Consider the following 22,929-nt stretch of genomic DNA (forward strand, 5'->3'; position numbering starts at 1 on the left):
GTTATGCTGTTCTTGAAGTGTGGCAAACGGTACAGGTTGGTAGTTTTGGTAGTTTCATTTGTTGAAATGAAAGTGTGAGACCATCAATAATTAATACTTTTCCGGTCATTGGTTGACCAAAATCAGCAATAACCTTAATTGCTTCCATGGCCTGCATCGCACCAATAATACCCACCATCGGCGCCATAATACCTGATTCTACACAGCTTAATGTACCGTTACCGAATAATTGGCTTAGGCATTGGTAGCAAGGCTCATCATCGGCATAAGTAAACACACTGATTTGACCTTCCATACGTATTGCTGCACCTGATACTAATGGTGTGCGTAAAGCGAAACAAGCACGGTTTATCTGTTCACGTGTATCGACATTATCAGTACAATCAAGCACTATATCATGTTGTTTTATTAAGTCTGTTAACTCATCTTCAGACAGCCTTCTAGTAATAGCCTGAACTTTACAGTGTGGGTTTATTTGTTCCAGCTCGTACTTAGCTGAAAGTGATTTAAATTCACCGATTCGGCTGTCACGATGGAGTAACTGACGCTGTAAATTCGACAATTCAATATGGTCAAAATCGACTAATGTCATCCGCCCCATACCGGCTGACGCTAAATATTGGCTACTTGCACAGCCAAGACCGCCTGCACCAATAATTAATACCTTGGCTTGCTTTAATGCTTCTTGACCATCGAAATCGAAGTTGCGTAAGACGATTTGGCGGTTATAGCGTAACTCTTCTTCCGAAGATAAGATGTCTTCGGAAGAAGAGTCGCCATCAGGAGATGGGGTTGTCATTAATTTAAGATCTCGTTAAATGGTTCGATAGTCACGGTTTCGCCAATCTCAACGTTCCCGCGGTCTTGCTCAATGATGGCAAAACAATTGGAATGACTCATGCTGCTAAATACACCAGATCCTTGACTACCTGTTGATACAACTTCAAGTTGTCCGCTTGCATTGACACTATAAACGGCTCGTTGGAAGTCCATACGACCTGGTGCCTTTTTCAATTTTGTTGCCGCAATAGCATTGAAACGTGGTGTTGGTGTGTAAACTTGATTGGTCATTTTGGCTAATGCAGGTACCACAAGTTGATGGAATGTCACGGTTGCTGATACTGGGTTACCTGGTAGGCCAAAGAACTTACTGCTTGGTAATGTACCAAATGCGAATGGCTTGCCTGGTTTTATCGCGAGTTTCCAAAAACCAATTTCGCCCAGTTCTTCAAGCAATATTTTGGTGTAGTCAGCTTCACCAACTGATACGCCCCCTGAGGTGATCACTGCATCGGCAACTGCATCTGCCTTGATAAATGTTTCGCGAAGTCGGTCTTCGTTATCAGGAATAATCCCAAAATCGATAATGTCTAAATTTAAACGCGACAACATCGCATTGATGCTATAACGGTTACTGTCGTAAATTTCACCGTTTGCAAGTGGTTGGCCTAAGCTTTTTAGTTCATCACCAGTTGAGAATACAGCGACTTTTAGGCGGCGATAAACGGTTACTTTATCAATGCCGATGGTGGCTAGCATTGGGATATCACGGGGTGTTAGACGACGACCTTTAGTTAATACAGCTTGACCGATGGCGATATCTTCTGCGGCATTTCGAATGTTGTCATGCATTGGCGGTAAACTTTTGAAGGTAACCTGATCACCGTCTACTTGTGTTCTTTCTTGCATGATAACGGCTTCACAACCTGCTGGTACTGGTGCGCCAGTCATAATGCGGATACAAGTACCGACTGGCCACTCATCATTAAAGGGTTGACCGGCAAAGGCTTTGCCAGCAAGTGGTAGAGTCATTGATTGGTTTAGATCTGTGATTCGAACGGCATAGCCATCCATCGCTGAATTATCAAAAGGTGGGGCATTTATTGGTGAGGCGATGTCTTCAGCAAGAATATAATCGAGAGCATCAGCTAAATCTAATGTGAGTGTTTCTTTTATTGCATCAATATCGGCTAACATCTCTTGCATCGCTAAATCCAGCGGCTTTAGCCCTTGTACGTCACAACATCCCATTGTATACCCTTGTTGGTTATTTTTTAATATATCGGTAATTATGACAAACTCAGCAGGTCGACGATAGGATCTATAACAATAAAAAGCTTAATTAACGCTATTTATGCTAATTTGTTTATCTTATTAATTGTTAGATGTTAATATGCGCCCTTATCTTAAGTCGATCCGTTTGTGGAGTAATTAATGACCTGCCTAAGTAAAGAAGCTTTATTAGTCCGTTCAGTCTTGGAAGAGCGAGGGTTAGAAACACCGATGATCGGAACTGGACTCACAAGCTCAGAAAAGAAAGAACGCATTGAATCGCATTTTACCGAGATTCTAAAATTATTAGAGCTGGATCTAAGCGATGATAGTTTGGTTGAAACGCCACACCGTATTGCAAAAATGTATGTAAATGAAATATTCTCAGGATTGGATTATGCGTCATTCCCTAAAATCACTTTAATTGACAATAAAATGCAAGTGGATGAAATGGTTAAGGTGAGTGATATTACGTTAACGAGTACGTGTGAACACCATTTTGTGACTATCGATGGAAAGGCTACGATTGCTTATATTCCTCGTAGCAAAGTGATTGGATTATCAAAGATTAACCGTATTGTGCAGTTTTTCTCACGTCGACCACAAGTGCAAGAGCGCTTAACGCAACAAATTTTAGTTGCGCTGCAAACCTTGCTTGATTCGCAAGATGTTGCTGTTAGCATTACTGCTACGCACTATTGTGTAAAGGCTCGTGGTGTGATGGATGCAACTAGTGAAACGACAACTACATCACTGGGTGGTATCTTTAAATCACGTCCAGAAACAAGAGCTGAGTTCTTGCACTGCCGATAGAAATTGATTATTAACAGTTTATTACGTTAACCCGAACTACAATTCTCGAGTGCTTCCACTCTGTAGTTCGGGCTTGTTCATCATTTTTAGCACATCTTCTAATGAGCACTTTGCCACATTTAGTCATAATTCATCTTTCTTCATCACTTTAATGAAATTTTATCGCCACACTTGTTTGGTTTAATAGCCTCATTGATGATTAATGAGCCGCTTTAAATGAACCCAATATTAAAACTAAATACATTATGGACATTACACGACGGGCACCAACAATTTACGCCGTTATTATTACTGAGTTGCTTCCTAGTTTGCCTAACGGCAACAACAAATTTAATCCTGACCTATTCAAATAGCGCCAACGCTAAAAACATGGCTTTATTGTCTATTTATGATGACAACTCAACACAGGGACTCGTTAATATGGAGGGTATTTATGCCGATGCAATCAATATTGATAACCAAGCTATGGTGGATGTCGCGTTGGTGAAGGAACAGGTAAAGTACGAACAGCTTAAATTTGAAGAAAAGTTAGCAGATTTAGAATTTGTGTTACAGCAATACCAAATGATGGAGTTACAAGCATTTAAGTTTGTGATTGATATGCCGAAACGTGAGCAAGTCACGATGGTAATGCTGACACATTTAAAAAACATGCTGGCGGAGTTTACGGCGTTAAATCCGGATATTAGTGCCAACTGGCAGGTAGATCCAAATAATGCGCTTAAATTAATTGTGCAATTGAACACTAAACGACAACGACATTGGGGTGAGGCAGGGTTTATTATTTAACGAGGGCAAATGACCTTACCCTCGTTAACGGCATTGTATAAAAACAATAACAACGAATACGTGACTACTATTTGTTATTAATCGTGGTAGCGATTAACCCGCGATTTTTTCTATCGGTTTAGCAACAATGTTACGTTTTTCTTTGTTAATTTCAGCAATGTTAACGTAAATCACATCACCTAGGCTGTATTCGACTTGATCTTTAATACTGATTTGGCCAGTTTCAATTAAGCATTTAACTTCTTTCTTATTATCATGTAATAAGCTAGCAGGAATAAATGCAACCGCGCCATTTTCAAGTAAACGCACACGTAAACCACCACGGTTAACATCCATAATACTTGCTTCGAATGCTTGTTTGCTTTCTACTGCAGGTGTTAGGTAATCAACGTATAACCACGATGAAATATCGCGTTCAGCCATTCTGTGTTGACGACGACGTTCTGACATTAAGATCACTTCATCTTCAGTCGCTGACGGTGCTGAACCATTTGTCAATGTTGCCTTGATTAGACGGTGGTTAATTATGTCACCATATTTACGAATAGGTGAAGTCCATGTTGCATAACCGTCTAAGCCCATCGCGAAGTGACGTTCTGCACTTGCACTGATTATGCTGTAGCTTTGCATACGACGTAAACGACTGTCTAAAGCTGGATTGGCTTTTTCAGCGAGTGTACGCTGTAATTCAACATAACCTGGTAGTGATTGGATGTGCTCTTTGGTACATTCAATACCATGCTCGGTTAACAATTCGACAACCAGATCAATTTTCTCTGGGTCAAACCCTGCGTGCGTATTAAATACACCAACATCACCATTTTGACGGAATAAACGTGCAGCTGTAATGTTTGCCGCAACCATTGTTTCTTCAATCATTTGATTAGCAATTCGGCGGTGTTCAACATGAATAGCAAGTACATTACCGGTTTCATCTAGTTCAAAGCTGTAATCAGGTTGGTCTGGGAATACGATTGCATTCTTCTTGCGCCACTGTTGACGATGACGTGCAAAAGTAGCCAGTGATTGTAACTGTTCAGCCAATTCTGCTTCAGGTTGCCATTCAGTTGATACTTCTTCAATCCAATCTGAAACTTGTGTGTAAGACAGTTTGTGTTGTGATGTGATCCAGGCTGTGAAAAATTCAAACTCTTCAGCTAATGCACCGTCTTCTTGGATGGTATAAGTACAGCATAATGTTGGACGTTTTTCACCAGCAACAAGTGAACAAACACTGTCACTGAGTTCACGTGGCATCATTGGGATATTACGCCCCGGTAGATAAACGGTGAAAGCACGTTCTGCTGCAATTTTGTTTAGTTCTGAATCGGCAGGGATATATGATGTTGGATCGGCGATTGCGACAGTTACTTTTAAATTACCTTCCGCTGTTTTTTCAATAAACAGTGCATCATCCATATCTTGCGTTGATGCTGAATCGATAGTGAAAAAGGCTTTATCTGTCAGGTCCACACGTGTTGTGTCATCTTTGAATTCAACCGAATCAGGCATAGCTGGTACATCTTTAGCTAAGTCTTGACGTGCTAATGTTACCCACCATGGTGCATTGGGATCGGTTGCAGTCGCGACGAAGCTTGTTATTTCTGCAGTAAAATTACCGTCTTTTAATGCATGAGATTTAAGTTGTGCAACAACCCAGTCACCTTCATTTACTTTTTGGCCATCCAAACCGACTAATTTTGCTTTGATTGGCATGTTGATAACAGGGCTATCTGCAAGAATTGTTAGTTTATTTTTAGTAATACTGATACGCGCAATAAAACGCGTTAACTTAGCTTCAACTAAGGTATCTGGTTCTGCTGATGTTTTATCACCGTTAGTTTCGATATACGCTTTAATTCTATCGCCATGCATGATTTTTTTCATGTGAGGCGGCGCAATGAAATAGCTCTCGCCATCATCTGCTTCAAGGAAGCCAAAACCACGTTCTGTGCCTTTAACTGTGCCTTCTACACTAGGCGTATTTTGGCGCATATTTTGTTTTAATTGAGATAGTAGTGGATTGTCGCGAAACATGTAAAACCTTCCTGTAATGAATTACGCCTACTATACGACAGAGGAAGGTTAAGTTCCACCCCTTATGAGGGTTGTTTAATGTAAAAATAAACGAGGTTAAATAGTTAGCTTTATCTAAAAAAAAGGTTGGCTATTAAACTAAGTTATTGTAAATATTAAATACTTTATTTTTAATTGGAAATCTATAGTAGTTTTTCAATGTCTTTAACCATGCCTTTTGGTGACAAGGTTGGTGGAAATCGATCGACAACATCTCCATCACGGTTTATGAGGAATTTAGTGAAATTCCATTTGATGCCTTTACTGCCTAATATGCCCTTAGCTTCTGTTTTAAGCCAATTATAAAGAGGATCTGCATTATTACCGTTAACATCTATTTTACTAAACATATCGAACGTCACGCCAAAGTTAAGTTGGCAAAATGAGTTGATGTCTGTATCTGAGCCTTGCTCTTGTTGTTTAAATTGGTTGCAAGGGAAGCCTAAAATCGCTAATCCTTGGCTGCCATATTTTTGGTGTAACTCTTCTAGTTCAGCATATTGATTAGTAAATCCACATTTACTTGCTGTATTTACAATCAACACTGCTTGACCTTTATAATCACTGAGTTTTTTTTGTTCACCTGTGATTGTAGTTACTTCGAAATCATAAAGTTTAGTCATTTTAAGTACCTTAATAATAGAATGAGCACGAGTGCTAATGTGTATTAATTAATTTAAGTTGCGCACAATATATTGGTGGTTAGTATACTAATATGCAAGGACTTTCTTATGTTTAATATTATTTTGTAGTGTATTTTATAGTTGTTGCGTTAAAGGTCACAGATAAAAATTATAAACTGCCCTTGAAAACACTGATAACAAACCCATCTATCTATTAACGAATAAATTCAGATAGTTTTAATCTGAATCACCCATTAGAACAAAGGAACAAGTAATGACTGATACAGTTAATACTGAGACTCACGGCTTTCAAGCTGAAGTTAAGCAACTGCTTAAATTAATGATCCACTCTTTATATTCAAATAAAGAAATATTTTTACGTGAACTCGTCTCTAATGCGGCAGATGCAGCCGATAAACTTCGTTTTAAAGCATTATCAGACAACAGTTTATATGGAAATGATGGTGAATTACGTGTACGTGTATCGTTGGATAAAACAGCGCGTACAATTACTATTGCTGATAACGGTATCGGCATGTCACGTGAAGATGTTATCTCACACCTAGGTACGATTGCACGTTCAGGTACGTCTGAATTTTTTGACAATCTATCTGGTGACCAAGCGAAAGATTCGCAATTAATCGGTCAGTTTGGTGTTGGTTTCTATTCTGGTTTCATCGTAGCAGATATGATGACAGTAAATACACGTGCAGCGGGCGCAGCAGCTGACCAAGCAGTACAGTGGGAATCAGAAGGTGAAGGCGACTACCGTCTCGCTGATATCACCAAAGAAAGTCGTGGTACTGAAATTATCTTACACTTACGTGAAGGTGAAGATGATTTATTAGATGAATGGAAACTGCGTCAAATTGTAAATAAATACTCTGATCATATCAGCATCCCTGTTGAAATGTGGAAAGAAGAACAACCTGAGTCAGAAGGTCCAGACGGTGAAAAAACACCAGCAGTACCAGGTGAATGGGAATCAGTAACACGTGCAAGCGCATTGTGGACATTATCGAAAAATGAATTGAAAGATGAAGAATATCAAGAGTTCTATAAGCACATTGCACATGACTTTGAAGATCCACTAACATGGAGCCATAACCGTGTAGAAGGTAAGCAAGAATATACAAGCCTACTTTATATTCCTGCTCGCGCCCCATTTGACATGTGGAACCGTGAAAAAGAACACGGTCTAAAACTGTACGTACAGCGTGTATTCATTATGGATGACGCAGAACAGTTTATGCCTACTTACCTACGTTTCGTGAAGGGTGTGTTAGATTCAAACGATTTACCACTAAACGTATCTCGTGAAATCTTACAAGATAATAAAGTCACCACATCTTTACGTACTGCTTGTACTAAGCGTGTACTTACGATGCTTGAGCGCATGGCTAAAAATGATGATGAGAAATACCTCAAATTCTGGAATGAATTCGGTCAAGCACTGAAAGAAGGTCCAGCAGAAGATATGGCAAATAAAGAAAAAATTGCTTCTTTATTACGTTTCTCTTCAACATCAGTGGGTGGTCCTGCACAAGAAGTTGGTTTCGATAAGTACATCGAAAACATGCAAGAAGGCCAAGATAAGATTTACTACATCACAGCAGACAACTACACAACAGCTGTAAACAGTGCTTACCTTGAAATCTTCAAGAAAAAAGGCATTGAAGTACTATTATTAACTGATCGTATTGATGAGTGGTTACTTTCACACTTAACAGACTTTGATAGTAAGCAACTTGTATCTGTTACTAAGGGTGATCTTGACCTTGGTGCATTAGATGATGAAGACGCTAAAAAAGCGAAAGAAGAAGCAACGGAAGAATTTGCAAGTTTCATTGAGCGTGTTAAAACAACGCTAGGTGAAAAAGTAGCCGATGTTCGCTTAACTCATCGTCTAACTGAAACCCCGTCTTGTGTTGTTACAAACGAAAATGGCATGAGCAGCCAAATGATTAAGTTAATGGAGTCTGCAGGTCAAGCTGTACCGTCACAAAAGTATATCTTTGAGCTAAATCCTGAACATGAAATGATCAAACGTGTTGCTGATGAAGCAGATGAAACAGTATTCACTGACTGGGTTCAATTATTGCTAGAGCAAGCTCAGCTTACCGAGCGTGGTAGTTTAGATGATCCAGCTGCATTTATTGCGCGTATGAACCGTTTAATTGGTTAATTTTGGAGTTAACTTTGTGGGTATTGTTTTTATCGAATTACTCACAAAGTTGTATACAAGTAAGTAACAAAACAGCGCTAGACTTGAACACATCGGATTTCCCGTGTAGTCTAGCCGTTCTGAAATTTAAGCAATTTAAACAAGCTAAGTCAATTTAAGGGCAATTTATGCGTATTATTTTATTAGGTGCACCAGGTGCAGGTAAGGGAACTCAAGCACAGTTCATCATGGAAAATTATGGTGTTCCGCAAATCTCTACTGGTGATATGCTACGAGCTGCTATTAAAGAAGGTTCTGAGTTAGGTCAAAAAGTTAAAGCTGTTATGGATGGTGGCCAACTAGTATCTGACGAACTAATTATTGAATTAGTTAAAGATCGCGTTAAGAAAGAAGATTGTGAAAAAGGTTTCCTATTAGACGGTTTCCCACGTACTATCCCACAAGCTGACGCTATGAAAGAAAACGGTATTGACGTTGATTTCGTACTTGAATTTGACGTACCTGATGAAGAAATCGTTAAACGTATGAGCGGTCGTCGTGTTCACGCTGCTTCTGGTCGTGTTTACCATACTGTTTATAATCCGCCTAAAGTGGAAGGTAAAGATAACGAAACTGGTGAAGATCTATCAATCCGTGTGGATGATGTTGAAGAAACTGTTCGTAAACGTCTAGGTATCTACCACGATCAAACTGCACCACTTATTGCTTACTATGGCAAAGAAGCGGAAGCAGGTAACAGCAAATATGTTACATTTGACGGTACACAAGCTGTTGAAACAGTAAGCAAACAGCTAGCTGAACTTCTTGGTTAATCGATAGCACTATCCCTTTCGATTAATTTATAGACTGTTATCAAACCCCGAAGATACTCGGGGTTTTTTTATAGCTAAATCTCAGTGAGTTATTGGATCCAATATGTTTAATCGCATAGAATAACCCTACTTATTAAGCGACAATGTAATTATGTGTAATATGACGAAGCAAAGTATTTTATTGGTTAATCTTGGTACGCCCGAGTCGGCAACACCAGCGGGCGTTAAAGCGTTTTTAAAACCGTTTCTTTCTGATCCGCGCGTGGTTAGCATTCCGCGATTATTTTGGTTACCACTATTAAATGGTGTCATTTTACCTTTGCGTTGTAAACGTGTTGCTAAAGCTTACCAGTCGATTTGGTTTGATGATGGCTCACCATTATTACATTACAGTTTATTACAACAAAAAGCGTTGTCGGCGTTATTTAAAGAAGCTGAACAAGACGTGCATGTCGAACTTGCTATGACTTATGGTGAACCTAGTATTAAAAATGCTATTGCTAAGTTACAGCAAGCGGGTTCTGAACATATTGTTGTGTTACCGTTATTCCCACAGTACTCATCAACAACGACTGCCCCAGTATTTAATCAAGTTGCTCATTATCTGCAAACAAATATCGATGTACCAAGTGTGAGCTTAGTGAAACATTACCATAATAACGCAGCCTTTATTGATGCACTGGCACTGAGTATTGAACGACACTGGGAAGAAAAGGGCAGGGCAGAGAAATTGTTATTGTCTTACCATGGTATCCCTAAGTTCCTTGTTGAAAAAGGCGATATCTATGCAGATCATTGCATTGAAACGACCGCATTGCTTTGTGCGCGTTTAGGTTTAGCCGAAGATGAGGTTGTGCATTGTTATCAATCTCGTTTTGGTAAAGCTGAATGGTTACAACCGTATGCTAATGAAACCTTAGTGAAATTGGCTGAAAGTGGAACTAAATCGTTAGATGTGATTGCACCTGCGTTTGCGGTTGATTGCTTAGAAACGTTAGAAGAAATGGCAATAGAGAATAAAAAATTGTTTGTGGGTGCAGGTGGTGAGGATTACCGTTTCATTGCGTGTTTAAACGACGACGAAGCGCATATCCGTGCACTTCATGCCGTTGCGAGCGATTATTTACGTTAGTAGAGCTGCACTGTTTTACATTAGATATGCAGTAGTATCTAGGTTCAAAATAGCGTAGGTCATTAACCTACGCTTTATGCTTATAGATGCTTCATCAGTATTTTTGAACGGCGCTGTAGATTATATAACTCTTGTTTTTCTACTGGTAATTGTTCTAGCTCTACAGGATCAAAACCACGCTCTCTAAACCAATGAATACTGTGTGTAGTTAGGACGAACAGATTTTCCATTCCTTGCAGCTTTGCTTGTCTTTCGATTTCTTTAACCAATAAGTCACCGCGACTTAAACGTCTATATTCTGGATGGGTAGCTACACTCGCCATTTCAGCAATATTACCAGAGAAGCAATACAGTGATGCACAGCCAATGATGGTACCATCACGTTCAACCACGGTGAAATGTTCAATATCCCTTAAGAGTTGCTCTCTTGTGCGCTGTACTAACATACCTTGATCAACTAACGGTTGCGTGAGTAACATGATACCCGCTACGTCTTCAATTTTTGCTGGGCGGGTTTGTTCGGCGCTTTGACGGACAATCTGGGTACCGACACCATCGCGTGAAAATAGCTCTTGTAATAGCGAACCATCGGTTTTGTAACTCACCAAATGACAACGGGTGACACCTGCTAATGACGCATTGATTGCTGCACGTAAATAAGACGCAGTACCGCTATTAATTCCACCTTGAGCATCAATTTCCTCTAGACGTTCTTGGGCTTGCTCTGGGAACATTTCAGAAATCAGGTTTCCGTTATAGTCCAACACACCTTGAGCCGAACAAAAACTGATCAGTTTATGTGCATTTAGTTTAATGGCAATTTTGGTCGCAACTTCCTCGGCACTAAGGTTAAAGCTTTCACCAGTAACGGAATAGCCGAGTGGGGGAATGACAGTGATAGCATTCTGTGCAAGTTGGTATTCTAAAGCCTCGGTATCGACACGACGAACACGACCGGTATGACAAAAATCAATGCCTTCATCAATACCCATCGGTTGCGCAGTAATAAAATTACCACTGACAATATTAATCTTTACGCCGTGCATCTGAGTGTTGACCAGCCCCATTGAGAATGCTGCTGTGATCTCATATTGGAGTTGCCCAATGACTTGCTTGATTAGTGGGAAAGCTTGTTCATCGGTGACGCGCTGTCGCTTGTGAAATATACTTTCACAATTGTGTTGAGCCAATATTGTGTTGATTTGTGGGCGAGCACCAAACACCAGTACGATACGAATGCCGAGAATATTTAATAAGGCGATATCATTGACGATATTAATAAAATTAGCGTGTGCAATCGCTTCACCGCTCAGCGTGAGTACGATAGTTTTATCACGGTGAGCATTGACGTAGGGTGCGGATTGGCGAAACCACCGCACTAACTGGTTATCTTGTTGACTCAATTCCATCTCCTTGGATTATAATGCTTATTCTAAACGCTAATATTCCTTAATTTGGCGATGAAATCAAGTCACAAATATTTGATTATTCGGCTTTCCACAGAATATGGATAAAATTATCACTGGCTTTTTTCTTAACCAATACGCGCCCGAAAATATCATTTAATAAGTCGTTGTCGTCTACAAGTCCAATATGTAACTCGCAGTATTCATTATCATTGATACCCATTGCTACGTCCGCCGGCCAATCATCACCCAGACTCACGATATCAACTGCACCACGATCTTCGAATTGCATAGCAAATAAGATTTGATCAGCAGGGGATAATTCTTTTTGAGCACTGTCTAGGAATGTGTCGTAGGCAAAGTCAATTAACTCATCTTCAGTTCTTAATAGCATGGGTTTTCCACATTTAATTCATTTATGGTGGATTTTACCTTAATCTCGATAAGATAAGAATGTTTCTTATAATATCCACTGAATTTTTATGTGATTTGTAATTGCTTCCGAGTGAAATAGACGTTACATTGAATGCGGACAATATAACATTAGAGTATGAATGCCCGTGGGCGAATAAAGGAATATTAGTAGTATGCATTATCAAACAGACGACGTTAGAATCCGAGAAGTAAAAGAACTATTACCGCCAATTGCAGTGTTGGAAAAATACCCTGCTTCTGATGATGTGACTAAAACAGTATTTGAATCACGCAATAGCATTAGCCAAATTCTTAAGCAAGAAGATGATCGACTTTTAGTGATCGTTGGTCCTTGTTCTATCCATGATACAGTGGCTGCATTAGAATATGCAGAGCGACTAGTGGCATTGCGTGAGAAATATAAAGATACGCTTGAAATTGTTATGCGTGTTTATTTTGAAAAACCGCGTACAACTGTTGGTTGGAAAGGTTTAATCAATGACCCGTACTTAGATGATAGCTTCCAATTAAATGATGGTGTTCGTATCGCGCGCAAACTATTACTTGATGTGAATGCAATGGGTTTACCAACAGCGGGTGAATTTTTAGATATGATCACACCGCAATATGTCGGTGATTTAATGAGTTGGGGTGCAATTGGCGCACGTACGACAGAGTCTCAGGTTCACCGTGAACTGGCTTCTGGTATGTCTTGCCCAGTTGGTTTCAAAAATGGTACAGACGGTACAATTAAAGTTGCTATCGATGCAATTGGTAGTGCAAACGCGCCGCACCATTTCTTATCTGTAACTAAATTTGGTCATTCAGCGATTATTTCAACAGCTGGTAACCCTGATTGTCACCTTATTCTACGTGGTGGTAGTAAGTCGACAAACTATTCTGCTGATGATGTAGCAACAATTACAACTCAATTAGAAGCTGCTAAGCAAGACGTTAATATCATGATTGATTTTAGCCATGCTAACAGTGAAAAGAAATTCCATAAACAAATGGACGTTTCAACAGATGTTTCTGGACAAATTAGTGCCGGTAACAAAGGCATCTTTGGTGTGATGGTAGAAAGTCATTTAGTTGAAGGTCGTCAAGATCTTGTTGATGGTAAAGTCGAAACTTACGGTCAAAGTATTACTGATGCTTGTATTGGTTGGGCTGATACTGAAACAATGATGGCACAGCTATCTGATGCAGTTTCTACACGCCGTACAGTTAAATAAGTAAACTGGGCAGGTTAGCGACGAAACTATTTACGGTCTTATAGATTGCTTTGAAAGCTTACATAGTTAAGTTGTTCTGGTATCTTGCATTACTAAGCTGTTTAGGTATATAGTTCTAGCATATTATAAAGCACAAACTTTGGTTTGTGCTTTTGTCATTAAAGAGCGGACCAAAATGAAACGAATTATATTTTCTCTTGATGAAGTTTTGCCGATTGAAGCTGAAGCGTTAGCTGCAAAGACTTTTACCCCTACTTATGATGATCTTTGGGACCCTACGAAGTTTAAAGGTTCTAAAGTTGTTGATGAACACGGTAACAATGAAGTTGAAGCATTAAGTAAAGGTCTTAACTTCTGGCCAGATGTTAATCAACTGAACCCTAAAAAACTGAAAGCACAGTTAACCTTGATGGCTGAACACGGCGTTTTCATTATGAACAATGTTTCAAGTGATATCTCACCAATCGAGCGAGGTACATTAGCGTACGCACAAGGTTGCCATCCAGATAACGATGTTGATTTTCAATTCAATCAAGATGAAGTTTTTGATGGTGAAATGGGCTCAATCACAATTCCATTGGAATGGGTGAGTCGTTCTGTGAAAGCCGGTAAAGAACAGTTCATTATTGAACTTGGTGATGATGATGATGTGCGTCTAATCATCAAATAAACTGTTAATTACAGAATTAATACAGAGTAAGTAAAGAGTTAAGTAAGTTGAACTATGAGCTTTAATCACTCATAAAAAAACGCCTCTCGTTACTACAACGAGAGGCGTTTTTTTACGCTAGTTAAGATTATAACAGCTATCTAATCAAGACCGTAATGACCAAAATATTAACGACGTTTTTTCTTTGGTTTACGTTTTTTGATTTTCTCGCCTTCAAGGGCCAAACGTTCAATCACGGCCTGTTTTTCTGCTTCAGCCATTACTGGCGTCTCTAAACTGATACGACAGATTTTGGCAGTACGTAACTCATTAATTAATATCGCTGCGGCTTTATTTAAATCAACAAAACCACCAGGGCCTAAACAACCGCGGCCACGACCAATGTCTTCTAACAATTCTATGTCTGTCTTGTCTAGGTTATCTAGCTTGTAACGTGCACGCATTGCGTCTGGGTAGGTTTTACATAAGTATTCTGCTGCATACATACCAATGTCATCATATTCAATCGCAGTATCTTTAATTGCGCCTGTTGATGCTAAACGGTAGCCAGAAAGTGGGTTTTGTACTTTAGGCCATAACATCCCAGGCGTATCAGACAACACAATACCGTTGTCTAATTTGATACGCTGCTGCTGTTTCGTCACTGCTGGCTCATTACCCGTCTTAGCAATAATACGATTAGCGAGGATATTAATTGTTGTTGATTTACCCACGTTTGGAATACCCATAATCATCGCTTTAATGACTTTATGAGCCCCTTCTTTATTAGGCACTAGCGCACGAGCGAGTTGTGGGATCTTTTTGATCTCAACAGGCTCTTGCGTCGTAAAGGCATACGCCTTTACACCTTCTTCTAATTCTAGATATTCTAACCATTGTGCAGTAACGATAGGATCTGCAAGGTCGCTTTTATTGAGGATCTTAATGCAAGGGGTATCACCACGTAAATCGGAGATCATCGGATTCTCGCTGCTATAAGGGATCCGTGCATCGAGTACTTCGATAATGAGGTCCATTTGCGGCATAACTTCCGCGATCTCTTTACGGGCTTTGTGCATATGCCCTGGGTACCACTGAATCGTTTGTTTACTCATTTGAAATATAAGCCTTTTATTTTATCTTTCTGTCACATGGGGTACTAAATGTGCTGGTCTGAAAGTTGGTTGCTAAAGCAGCTGGTAAGCTTTTATCTGCAATAGTCGCTAGTTTAACTCAAATCGTGATTTTGATCACCAATGGTTGGAATTTCTATTAAAGTAATTTTAACTCAGAGTTGTAAGTAAGTAAGTAAGTAAGTAAGTAAGGAAGGAAGGAAGGAAGGAAGGAAGGAAGGAAGGAAGGAAGGAAGGAAGGAAGGCAGCATACTGCTCACGCAGTAAGGTGATGATTGCGTATCGCCAACAAGCCTCTATCTCTTTGGTTTTTAAATATATTGGCTTCTACTCACCGGTTTTAATGCAAATACCACCTCTGGCCACGGACAAGTGAATATGAGTATTCCAGTTAAGTTGACGATCGTAGGTGTGAAGGGCGCAGAAAATACCAATCCCTATGCCCATGCTATTAATTTTTGAGCTGCGCAATTAAAGAGTAGTCCAAGTAACGAACGGTTATAGCTGAATATTTCCCATAGGCTATCAGGCATAGCAAAGGTGATATGCTACCATTCACAATCAGGTAATACATGTTGTTGGGTTTGCACCCAACGCTCAGTGGCCTTGATGCAACTGCTATTACAAGCTCTCGATTTGCAGGTTTGGTGGATGTATTTGGTATGAGTGCAATTATTGTTTGAGCTGGCATACTTTCGAGAGCCGAATACAGCAGTGCCACAAGCGAGTATTTTAGTGACATTCTCAATAACAGCATCATGAACAAGACCAATATGCTGATTGAGATACGTTAACGAGGCATTATTTTTGTCGAAGAGGTTTTTAAGTGGCTTGTTTGGGTGCATAAGCAGGAAGATACCGCTTATGTCTATTATGAATAGTTAAATTTGAAGAATGTTAGTTACCGCCGTAGGCGGCCTATGTTTAAGGTAAGGAACATTGAAATTCCTTACCTTGTGCGCTAGGTAATAACGAAGTGCTTGCATGATGATCTCCTGCGGGAAATTGCATCCTGAAAAGTTAAGTCCCATGTTAATTATGATCCGTTATTGTGACATCGCATTATCAATATATCGCTTTACTTCGTCAACTTTGCGGCAGAACCTATTTCAGTGCTTTTTTTACTATCAAGTGAGCAACTTTATTTAGAGGGAGTTCCTTATCATTATTAAAATAAATAAGCTCAGGAGCTTGTTCTTCCTTCAGCCCTTTTATTAATAAGTATTCTGCCTCGACACTGTACCCGAGAAGGTATTTCGCTACTTTGGAATTATTCTTAGGTTGGCCGGTAATTAATATAGCCTCGGCACCTTGCAAAGTATTATTCGTTAAAGAATCGATGTTTTCAGCATAATCATTTGACTCAATGACAAACAAATCAAAATTATGTTGAGAAATCAATGTTGGCTCGGCTGTTTCAGTATTAATTGGCCCAACAAATTTCTCTAATTCAGTGGCAATAGAAGATGTGGCTGAATTATTATGTGTCAATAGATAAACATCTTCGGCAAAAGCATTGGAAACACACACACTTAATACCGTAGCAATAAAGAATTTTTTCATAACGTAACTCCTACGTATAATTTGATTAGTTAAGTATTCCAGGAAGCACTACACGAATTAAACCTCCCAGCGCGTCGGTTTGACACTGCGTTCGAACCGTTACAGTGTGAGAGAGGTTTTTTCTTATAAAATTTGAGTCTGAACTGTAATCCCATCTGGCACTGGATCCTGAACCTTCTAAATCATAAGCTCCGCGCTCAATATAGAGATCACTGGTAAATTTGATGTCTCGATTATTTTTATCTGGCTCTGGGCTGCAATTACTTTTATTAATAATCTCACGCCATTGACCATTAGTGGAAAGATCCAAATCTCGGTATGCAGATGCGCCAAAATACTTATCGGACTTCTCATAACTTGTTGGTTCGCTATTTGTCCCCATCGTGGGTGCAGCTGAAATTACGCTGGGGTCTAAATACCAAGTTGCTTTTAGCCCTGAATCATTTGCCTCCTTAACCACAACCACATTCACCGCTTTGCGCTCACTGCCATTTGATGAGGAAGTACCAAAGTTAAAGCCTGTGCTTATTTGGGCACTTGGCCCATCTTTATTTAGTCCACCTGTTACGCTAAAATCAAACCCAATTGATGTGGTGTCAGTTTGAAAAACAGTGGCATTATCTGTAGAATTTAGAGGAGATATTTTATCTAAAATCCAATATTTAGAATTCTGGCGACCACCTGGAACGCAAGATTCCTCCGAATTAATGCCTGAACACTTAGCATCAGTGACGTAAATAGCATTAGAGCTTCGGTTAAATACCGCAGCGGTTACACCGACTCCAGAGGGGTTGTATATAACTCCAAGGGGGCCGGGGGCGTATGCATCGGGGGTTTGTACTTTATAACCTTGCTTTTTAAGTACTGCGTTGGCATCTGAATAATAAAGATATTGGGTCACTCCAGGCTGAGAAAAAACAATCAGCTCCATTTCTTGCGTTACGTCAATTTTCTCACTAAATGCCCCCGCCCAACTATTAGTACTGTTATAAAGATTGATGCTATCAAAGCTCAATGTATTTTCTAACTGACCCTCACTGATATGGATATAGGTACACAAATTAGTTGACACAAGCTTTGTTGGCAAATCATTATCGATAATAAATCGATTGATTGCCATTACTTCTTTATTAAAGGCACTACAAGTGCTTGCTCTTAACTCAGGTGTAATCTTCTTAAGATTCTGTGTTGCAAAGCTATAATCTATTATAGATGTTGCAGATGCTGAAGTTGATGCCAATAAAAAGGCACTCACTATCGTACTCAATTTAAACATATTAATATCCTTAGTATATTAAAAATTTTCACTTATCCAGAAATTGCCCCCTAATTAATCATAGGTAAACTTCCATCTTGTAGTTTACGACTTTGGGTTGGAGAAACAATTAAGGTAATGATAAAGCATTTAGGGTAAACGGTAAAATAATACTACCAATAAAGCGGTACCTTTCCGTAAGCGTCTGTAAGCGTCTGGGCAACGATACCTAGCAACGTTTAATATTCCATGGCAGCAACGCGTCAATATCATTCGGTTTTTCAGCAATCTGCTGCAAGCTGGTTGCGATATAATCATGAACAATAAGATTATTAGTTTTTGCTGTTTCAACCAAACTATATAAAATCGCACTCGCGTTCGCACCTGTATTTGTGTACGAGAATAGCCAAGCCTTACTACATATCACAAAGGACTTCACAGCCCGCTCTGCTCGGTTATTGTTAATGCTTAATAGGTCATCTTCAAGATAGCGCTGGAACTTTTTAAATTGGTTTAAGCTATAACTCATTGCTTTACCCAATTTGCTTTTGGGTGGGATTTTATCTTTGTGCTCGATGATCCAATTATATAATGTGGTTACGATGGGTTTGTGATTGTCGAATTGCGAATTTTCCTTGCAGCTTTTTCACATCGATGAATTTATGGCGTATATGCGCAAGACTGGTAACCAAGGTTGCTTGCGTTGATTCATAAGCTTTATATCCATCAACATGCATGTAACCTTTGTAACTATCAAGAAAATCAATGGCACATTGGGCTTTACGACTATTGTGATAATCGAATAACACAATATTGGTGTTACTGCCTAATGCATCTGTTCCACAGTAATATATCCACATATAGCTTGTCGATTTTTCGGCCTTAATTACTTTTAGTGGCGTTTCATCCGCATGAATAGCTGGCTCAGCGAGTAATGTTTTTTTCAAGCACATGTATAAAGGTTCAAGCAATGTAATATCTAGCTCGACATCGTTTGACGACTCAACTCAATACCGATGTCACTCAACATTGTTTGACGACTCAACTCAATACCGATGTCACTCAACATTGTTTGACGACTCAACTCAATACCGATGTCACTCAACATTGTTTCTTGTCGATAAAGTGGTAAACCAAATTGATATTTACAGGTGACGATTTGGTTCAGTAAACTCGTGCTAGCAATAATTTTAGGGATTACTGTGGCTGGTATCGGCGCCATTTTTATGTGATTTTTAATACTTTTTCGTTGAGCTCTTTATCTTTTTCAGCTAACTCACAATCTTTTTGAGACACGACCAATTGCAACTCAAGCGACATTTTCTTAAGTTGTTCAGGGTCGTCGGGTAGCGTGTTCACATCAAGTTTTATTTGCTCATTTTAGCAAATTTATTAAAATGAAGCTGCTTTTAGTGCCAATTAGTATGAAGGGGGAGCGTCAACGATCGTTGACTATTCAGACATGACAAAATCGATCGCGTTAGAGCATTGGTTGATAGTGTAATTCTTGGTGACCAAGCACATCAAACCCCGATAACAACCACTTAAATTGCTCATCCGTTAACTCAAACTCATTGCAATCGATGTTACTCGACCATTTGAATTTTTGCTTCTCAAGACGTTTGTACCAAAGCGCAAAGCCCGTCTTATCCCAATACAGTATTTTTAGTTTGTCTTTGGCTTTATTGCAAAACACAAACAACTCCCCCGTATAAGCGTCACGATTAAGATCATCTTCAACAATGGCAGCTAACCCGTTTATTGATTTTCGAAAGTCAACAAAATCACGGTGTAAAAAAAACGGCTGATGGTTCAATAAAGGTTCGCATTAGTTCAACTCATGCAGTATTTGAGCCAGGTATGAAGCTGGTGTTGTTGCAGGCAAACTTACGTTTGCCTTACTAACCGAAAGTGTGATGGGTTGTTGTACTTCTTCAATCGTTCTATTTGCAGCGTCGCTTTAGCGCGAACAAAGCTGTTGGACGTTAAGCCTAGTTTTTTCTTGAAGGCGTAGAAGCTAGACGTTGGTAATTGATGTTGCAGACAGTAATCTGAAACAGTTAACCCACAGGTTTGTTGATTTTGTATTAGGGTTTGCCACTGTGTTTGATTGCGCGTTATTTTCATTGTTATCTCCTTTTTGATTTGGAAATAACATAACTGAGATCAGATATTAGATGAAGGTGTGGTTAGCCAGACGCTTACTTTGAAGCTTCTAAAAAATTGCTCTGTTAGTGCATTATCCCAATACTCACCTTTGCCGCTCATACTGGATATCATCTCTATTGTCGAAAGCATTTTCTGGTATTTATCGCTTGCGTATTGGCTGCCATCACCCCATCACGCCAGCATTGGGCTTTCGTCGTGAGTAAGCCATCTGTAGCGCCTGCAAACACATTTCTGTTTTCATGTTGTCGGCAATACTCCATCCAATGATTTGCCTTGAATATAAATCCATTACAATGGCTAAATTCATTCAACCTTCAAGCGTCCAAAGTAGAGTAAGAGGCAGAGCGTAGTCGAACTATTTCTCTGCTTCTCCTCTCCGAACCGTACGTGCACCTTTCAGCGCATACGGCTCTCCGCTTAATTGTGGCTAACAGCCATTGCAACATCGCTGTAGCGCGACGTGATAGTGTTTCTCATTTCATCTCTAAGATAAGGGTTTGATTCTGGTAATCGCCATCGAAATGGTAATTTAGGACTGCTCACTAATCTAAATAGTAACGCGCCACATAAATTACCTCGGTTGCTTTTACCGAATAGCACCCAAGTCTTAGCCTGATTAGGTTTCGGGCGTTTGATCTATTTCATCATTAACGATTTAATAGAGCAGCGATATTTCCTAGTCAACCACTTGGCAAGTTTCCAGAAAACAATACGATCAATTTTACTGTAAACTTTAGCGGTATAATCAGTGTGTCGATAAAATTGTGCCCAACCCTTAAGCTTGCGGCTAAGCAATTCAACCTTATCTATCTTGCTACAGCTGTGATCACCTGATAAAGCTTTACTCAATGAATGAGAAAACGCTTTAGCTTTACCGTTTGGAATACCAGACACCACTCGCATATTACCCTTAGACCCACGTTTTCGAATGAGCCTATGTCCAAGAAAGATAAAGCCATCATTCACATGTGTAATATGAGTTTTCTCCATATTTAACGTGAGCTTAAGCTTACCTTCGAGGAAATTTCGACATTGATCCCTAATTGCCTCTGCTTGTTGTTTGTTACCTTTGACAATGACGAGAAAGTCATCAGCATAACGGCAGTAGGCAACCGCAGGTTTCCACTGTCTCTTTTCCTTTAGTGCGATATTACGCTTATCTTGAACAGTACGATTCCAGTACCAACGGTCTTTGCGCACTTTCTTGCACAAATAACATTTATCCAAATATTGATCGAACTCATTAAGCATGATGTTTGACAATAATGGCGAAATTACGCCACCTTGTGGTACGCCTTCGCTTGTTGCACAAAATAGGTTGCGTTCAATGTGTCCGGCTTTAATGAAGCGCCAGAGCAATTCATTAAATCGACGGCAGTTGATCCGTTTACGCACACATTTCATCAATAATCGATGATGAACCGTATCAAAATAGCTTGATAGGTCACCTTCAACTATCCATCGTCCTTTAGGCTCATTGGATTCACTCATTTGTAGCTTAACCGTCCGAATGGCGTGATGGACACTGCGCTCTGGTCTAAAGCCATAGGATAACGAGTGAAAATCATTCTCCCATATTGGCTCCATGGCCATGAGCATAGCGCGTTGTACTATTCTGTCTCTCAAGGTTGGTATACCTAAAGGACGTTGCTTTCCATTGGCTTTCGGAATATAAATCCGTCTCGCAGGCATTGGTTGATAGTTACCTGATAATAAATCATTTCTGATCCCATCAAGATAACCAGTCAAATTAGTCTGCAAGTGCATTTTAGTTATTCCATCAATCCCCGGCGTTGTGGCACCTTTTGAAGAAAGCGTTACTTGTGCGGCTTGGTAAAGCCAATGTGGGTGACTAATAAGACGCAACAGCCTATTAACGCGTCGCGTTTTATCGGTTGCTGTCCATGTTGCTAATTTACGTTGCAGTTCTCTGATTATCAAAAGTCTTCACCTCATTAAGGTCAGATAATTTGCAGTCGCAAATCAATTAAACTGCGCCCCTTCGCCATGTAGTGGGCTTTCCCCATCTCAGACTACTACGAGCGCTCCGCCAGCTTATTTGTCATCGGGGTCATACTCCCTTAGCATCCAAATAAACCTTCCCCGGTTTACCTACCTGAACTCGAACATATTGGGGTGGATGCCGATCGCAGTCTTTAACCTTATCGTACTGTAAGGTGATGATACTTAAACGTTGAATTGTGATTTAACGTTTATCCAAGGATAAGCACTTACATGTTACTTACCCAGTCGGTAATTTCGTTACTTATAGCATTATTACAGTATCATACTGCTGCCTGTTAACTCGTGTAGGCAGTGGCGACGTTTCAGCCCATAGATGCGGGTTAATCGGTTCATGTTCTTCATCCGTCCAATACTTAGTCTAGAAGAGCATCTTGGCGTAACGAATTCGCCTCACTCCCCGTTGTCAGCGAGTTACATCACCTTATCAGTATACGATAAGTCACTGCCGCCCAGACTCAACTATCTTCACAATCAGATAGTGGCATAAGCACATTTAGCTCCTGCTATATTGTTTATGTATTTCAGGTAGACTCGTGGTCCATTAAAGCATTCCTGCTAGTGCTGAACTCCGGGCACACCGTAGGTGATATCAGTTGTC

General features: G+C 39.8%; 24 protein-coding genes and 2 pseudogenes. 7 read left to right on the forward strand and 19 right to left on the reverse strand.

Annotation, left to right across the window (positions count from 1 at the left end):
* Position 1 precedes the first annotated feature (1 nt).
* On the reverse strand, positions 2–799 hold the full coding sequence (gene moeB / locus BT797_RS06030; RefSeq protein WP_075471347.1) for a molybdopterin-synthase adenylyltransferase MoeB: 798 nt from the start codon (positions 797–799) through the stop codon (positions 2–4).
* Positions 799–2,031, reverse strand: coding sequence for a molybdopterin molybdotransferase MoeA (moeA, locus tag BT797_RS06035; protein WP_075471348.1), 1,233 nt, complete (start codon positions 2,029–2,031; stop codon positions 799–801). Before moeA ends, moeB begins: the two co-directional genes overlap by 1 nt.
* A gap of 183 nt (positions 2,032–2,214) precedes the next feature.
* Between moeA and folE the strand changes: the two genes are divergently transcribed.
* Both folE and BT797_RS06045 read left to right on the forward strand, forming a co-directional pair.
* The gene (gene folE, locus BT797_RS06040) at positions 2,215–2,865 is read left to right on the forward strand and encodes a GTP cyclohydrolase I FolE (protein WP_045109910.1); all 651 of its coding nucleotides are present in this window, start codon (positions 2,215–2,217) and stop codon (positions 2,863–2,865) included.
* Between the two features lie 216 nt (positions 2,866–3,081).
* Complete coding sequence (locus BT797_RS06045; RefSeq protein ID WP_075471349.1) at positions 3,082–3,654, forward strand: GTP cyclohydrolase; 573 nt, start codon at positions 3,082–3,084, stop codon at positions 3,652–3,654.
* Positions 3,655–3,747: 93 nt separating this feature from the next.
* Here the strand turns inward: BT797_RS06045 and BT797_RS06050 are convergent, their stop codons facing one another.
* Both BT797_RS06050 and BT797_RS06055 read right to left on the reverse strand, forming a co-directional pair.
* Positions 3,748–5,691, reverse strand: a complete 1,944-nt coding sequence (locus BT797_RS06050) for an exoribonuclease II (RefSeq protein WP_075471350.1) — start codon at positions 5,689–5,691, stop codon at positions 3,748–3,750.
* A gap of 182 nt (positions 5,692–5,873) precedes the next feature.
* The gene (locus BT797_RS06055; RefSeq protein ID WP_045109912.1) at positions 5,874–6,353 is read right to left on the reverse strand and encodes a glutathione peroxidase; all 480 of its coding nucleotides are present in this window, start codon (positions 6,351–6,353) and stop codon (positions 5,874–5,876) included.
* A 274-nt stretch (positions 6,354–6,627) separates the two neighbouring features.
* Here BT797_RS06055 and htpG point away from each other — a divergent pair, with 274 nt between their 5' ends.
* The 3 genes from htpG to hemH all read left to right on the forward strand — a co-directional run bounded on the left by htpG (position 6,628) and on the right by hemH (position 10,482).
* Entirely contained in the window at positions 6,628–8,538 is a 1,911-nt protein-coding gene (gene htpG, locus BT797_RS06060) for a molecular chaperone HtpG (protein WP_045109913.1), read from the forward strand.
* A 167-nt stretch (positions 8,539–8,705) separates the two neighbouring features.
* Positions 8,706–9,350 (forward strand): adenylate kinase, encoded by a 645-nt coding sequence (adk, locus tag BT797_RS06065; RefSeq protein ID WP_045109914.1) that lies wholly within the window; start codon positions 8,706–8,708, stop codon positions 9,348–9,350.
* Positions 9,351–9,501: 151 nt separating this feature from the next.
* The gene (gene hemH, locus BT797_RS06070) at positions 9,502–10,482 is read left to right on the forward strand and encodes a ferrochelatase (RefSeq protein ID WP_075471351.1); all 981 of its coding nucleotides are present in this window, start codon (positions 9,502–9,504) and stop codon (positions 10,480–10,482) included.
* Between the two features lie 80 nt (positions 10,483–10,562).
* Here the strand turns inward: hemH and argA are convergent, their stop codons facing one another.
* Positions 10,563–11,891, reverse strand: a complete 1,329-nt coding sequence (gene argA, locus BT797_RS06075) for an amino-acid N-acetyltransferase (protein WP_139291643.1) — start codon at positions 11,889–11,891, stop codon at positions 10,563–10,565.
* Positions 11,892–11,967: 76 nt separating this feature from the next.
* Entirely contained in the window at positions 11,968–12,282 is a 315-nt protein-coding gene (locus BT797_RS06080) for an HI1450 family dsDNA-mimic protein (protein ID WP_045109916.1), read from the reverse strand.
* A gap of 193 nt (positions 12,283–12,475) precedes the next feature.
* Here BT797_RS06080 and aroG point away from each other — a divergent pair, with 193 nt between their 5' ends.
* The gene (gene aroG / locus BT797_RS06085; protein ID WP_045109917.1) at positions 12,476–13,537 is read left to right on the forward strand and encodes a 3-deoxy-7-phosphoheptulonate synthase AroG; all 1,062 of its coding nucleotides are present in this window, start codon (positions 12,476–12,478) and stop codon (positions 13,535–13,537) included.
* Positions 13,538–13,712: 175 nt separating this feature from the next.
* Positions 13,713–14,207 carry a DUF3085 domain-containing protein gene (locus tag BT797_RS06090; protein ID WP_045109918.1) on the forward strand — a complete coding sequence of 165 codons (495 nt, stop codon included), beginning with the start codon at positions 13,713–13,715 and terminating at the stop codon, positions 14,205–14,207.
* A 167-nt stretch (positions 14,208–14,374) separates the two neighbouring features.
* Here the strand turns inward: BT797_RS06090 and ylqF are convergent, their stop codons facing one another.
* From ylqF to ltrA, 13 genes and pseudogenes are all read right to left on the reverse strand, one after another.
* A complete protein-coding gene (ylqF, locus tag BT797_RS06095; RefSeq protein ID WP_075471352.1) occupies positions 14,375–15,301 on the reverse strand; it encodes a ribosome biogenesis GTPase YlqF in 927 nt (308 codons plus the stop codon).
* 267 nt (positions 15,302–15,568) lie between these two features.
* A pseudogene (locus BT797_RS24225) lies at positions 15,569–16,164 on the reverse strand (IS91 family transposase); the annotation flags it as partial.
* 105 nt (positions 16,165–16,269) lie between these two features.
* Positions 16,270–16,350, reverse strand: a pseudogene (locus BT797_RS23580) (IS6 family transposase); the annotation flags it as partial.
* Positions 16,351–16,423: 73 nt separating this feature from the next.
* On the reverse strand, positions 16,424–16,882 hold the full coding sequence (locus BT797_RS06110; RefSeq protein WP_045109920.1) for a hypothetical protein: 459 nt from the start codon (positions 16,880–16,882) through the stop codon (positions 16,424–16,426).
* A 25-nt stretch (positions 16,883–16,907) separates the two neighbouring features.
* The gene (locus tag BT797_RS06115) at positions 16,908–18,158 is read right to left on the reverse strand and encodes a hypothetical protein (RefSeq protein WP_045109921.1); all 1,251 of its coding nucleotides are present in this window, start codon (positions 18,156–18,158) and stop codon (positions 16,908–16,910) included.
* Positions 18,159–18,366: 208 nt separating this feature from the next.
* The gene (locus BT797_RS24520; protein WP_339390235.1) at positions 18,367–18,741 is read right to left on the reverse strand and encodes an IS66 family transposase; all 375 of its coding nucleotides are present in this window, start codon (positions 18,739–18,741) and stop codon (positions 18,367–18,369) included.
* The gene (locus BT797_RS24525) at positions 18,722–19,108 is read right to left on the reverse strand and encodes an IS66 family transposase (RefSeq protein ID WP_211705445.1); all 387 of its coding nucleotides are present in this window, start codon (positions 19,106–19,108) and stop codon (positions 18,722–18,724) included. The genes BT797_RS24520 and BT797_RS24525 overlap by 20 nt, the downstream gene beginning before the upstream one ends.
* An 8-nt stretch (positions 19,109–19,116) precedes the next feature.
* Complete coding sequence (locus BT797_RS24530) at positions 19,117–19,359, reverse strand: IS66 family transposase (protein WP_217653252.1); 243 nt, start codon at positions 19,357–19,359, stop codon at positions 19,117–19,119.
* A 2-nt stretch (positions 19,360–19,361) separates the two neighbouring features.
* Positions 19,362–19,496, reverse strand: a complete 135-nt coding sequence (locus BT797_RS24535) for a hypothetical protein (RefSeq protein WP_256597814.1) — start codon at positions 19,494–19,496, stop codon at positions 19,362–19,364.
* Positions 19,497–19,617: 121 nt separating this feature from the next.
* Positions 19,618–19,953, reverse strand: a complete 336-nt coding sequence (tnpB, locus tag BT797_RS06125) for an IS66 family insertion sequence element accessory protein TnpB (protein WP_045109922.1) — start codon at positions 19,951–19,953, stop codon at positions 19,618–19,620.
* A gap of 71 nt (positions 19,954–20,024) precedes the next feature.
* The gene (gene tnpA, locus BT797_RS06130; protein WP_244534146.1) at positions 20,025–20,264 is read right to left on the reverse strand and encodes an IS66 family insertion sequence element accessory protein TnpA; all 240 of its coding nucleotides are present in this window, start codon (positions 20,262–20,264) and stop codon (positions 20,025–20,027) included.
* A 205-nt stretch (positions 20,265–20,469) separates the two neighbouring features.
* Positions 20,470–20,613, reverse strand: a complete 144-nt coding sequence (locus BT797_RS23810) for a DDE-type integrase/transposase/recombinase (RefSeq protein WP_422615837.1) — start codon at positions 20,611–20,613, stop codon at positions 20,470–20,472.
* 329 nt (positions 20,614–20,942) lie between these two features.
* A complete protein-coding gene (ltrA, locus tag BT797_RS06135) occupies positions 20,943–22,247 on the reverse strand; it encodes a group II intron reverse transcriptase/maturase (protein ID WP_302848898.1) in 1,305 nt (434 codons plus the stop codon).
* Between the last annotated feature and the right edge of the window lie 682 nt (positions 22,248–22,929).

This window comes from Moritella viscosa, assembly GCF_900120065.1.
Lineage (GTDB): Bacteria > Pseudomonadota > Gammaproteobacteria > Enterobacterales > Moritellaceae > Moritella > Moritella viscosa.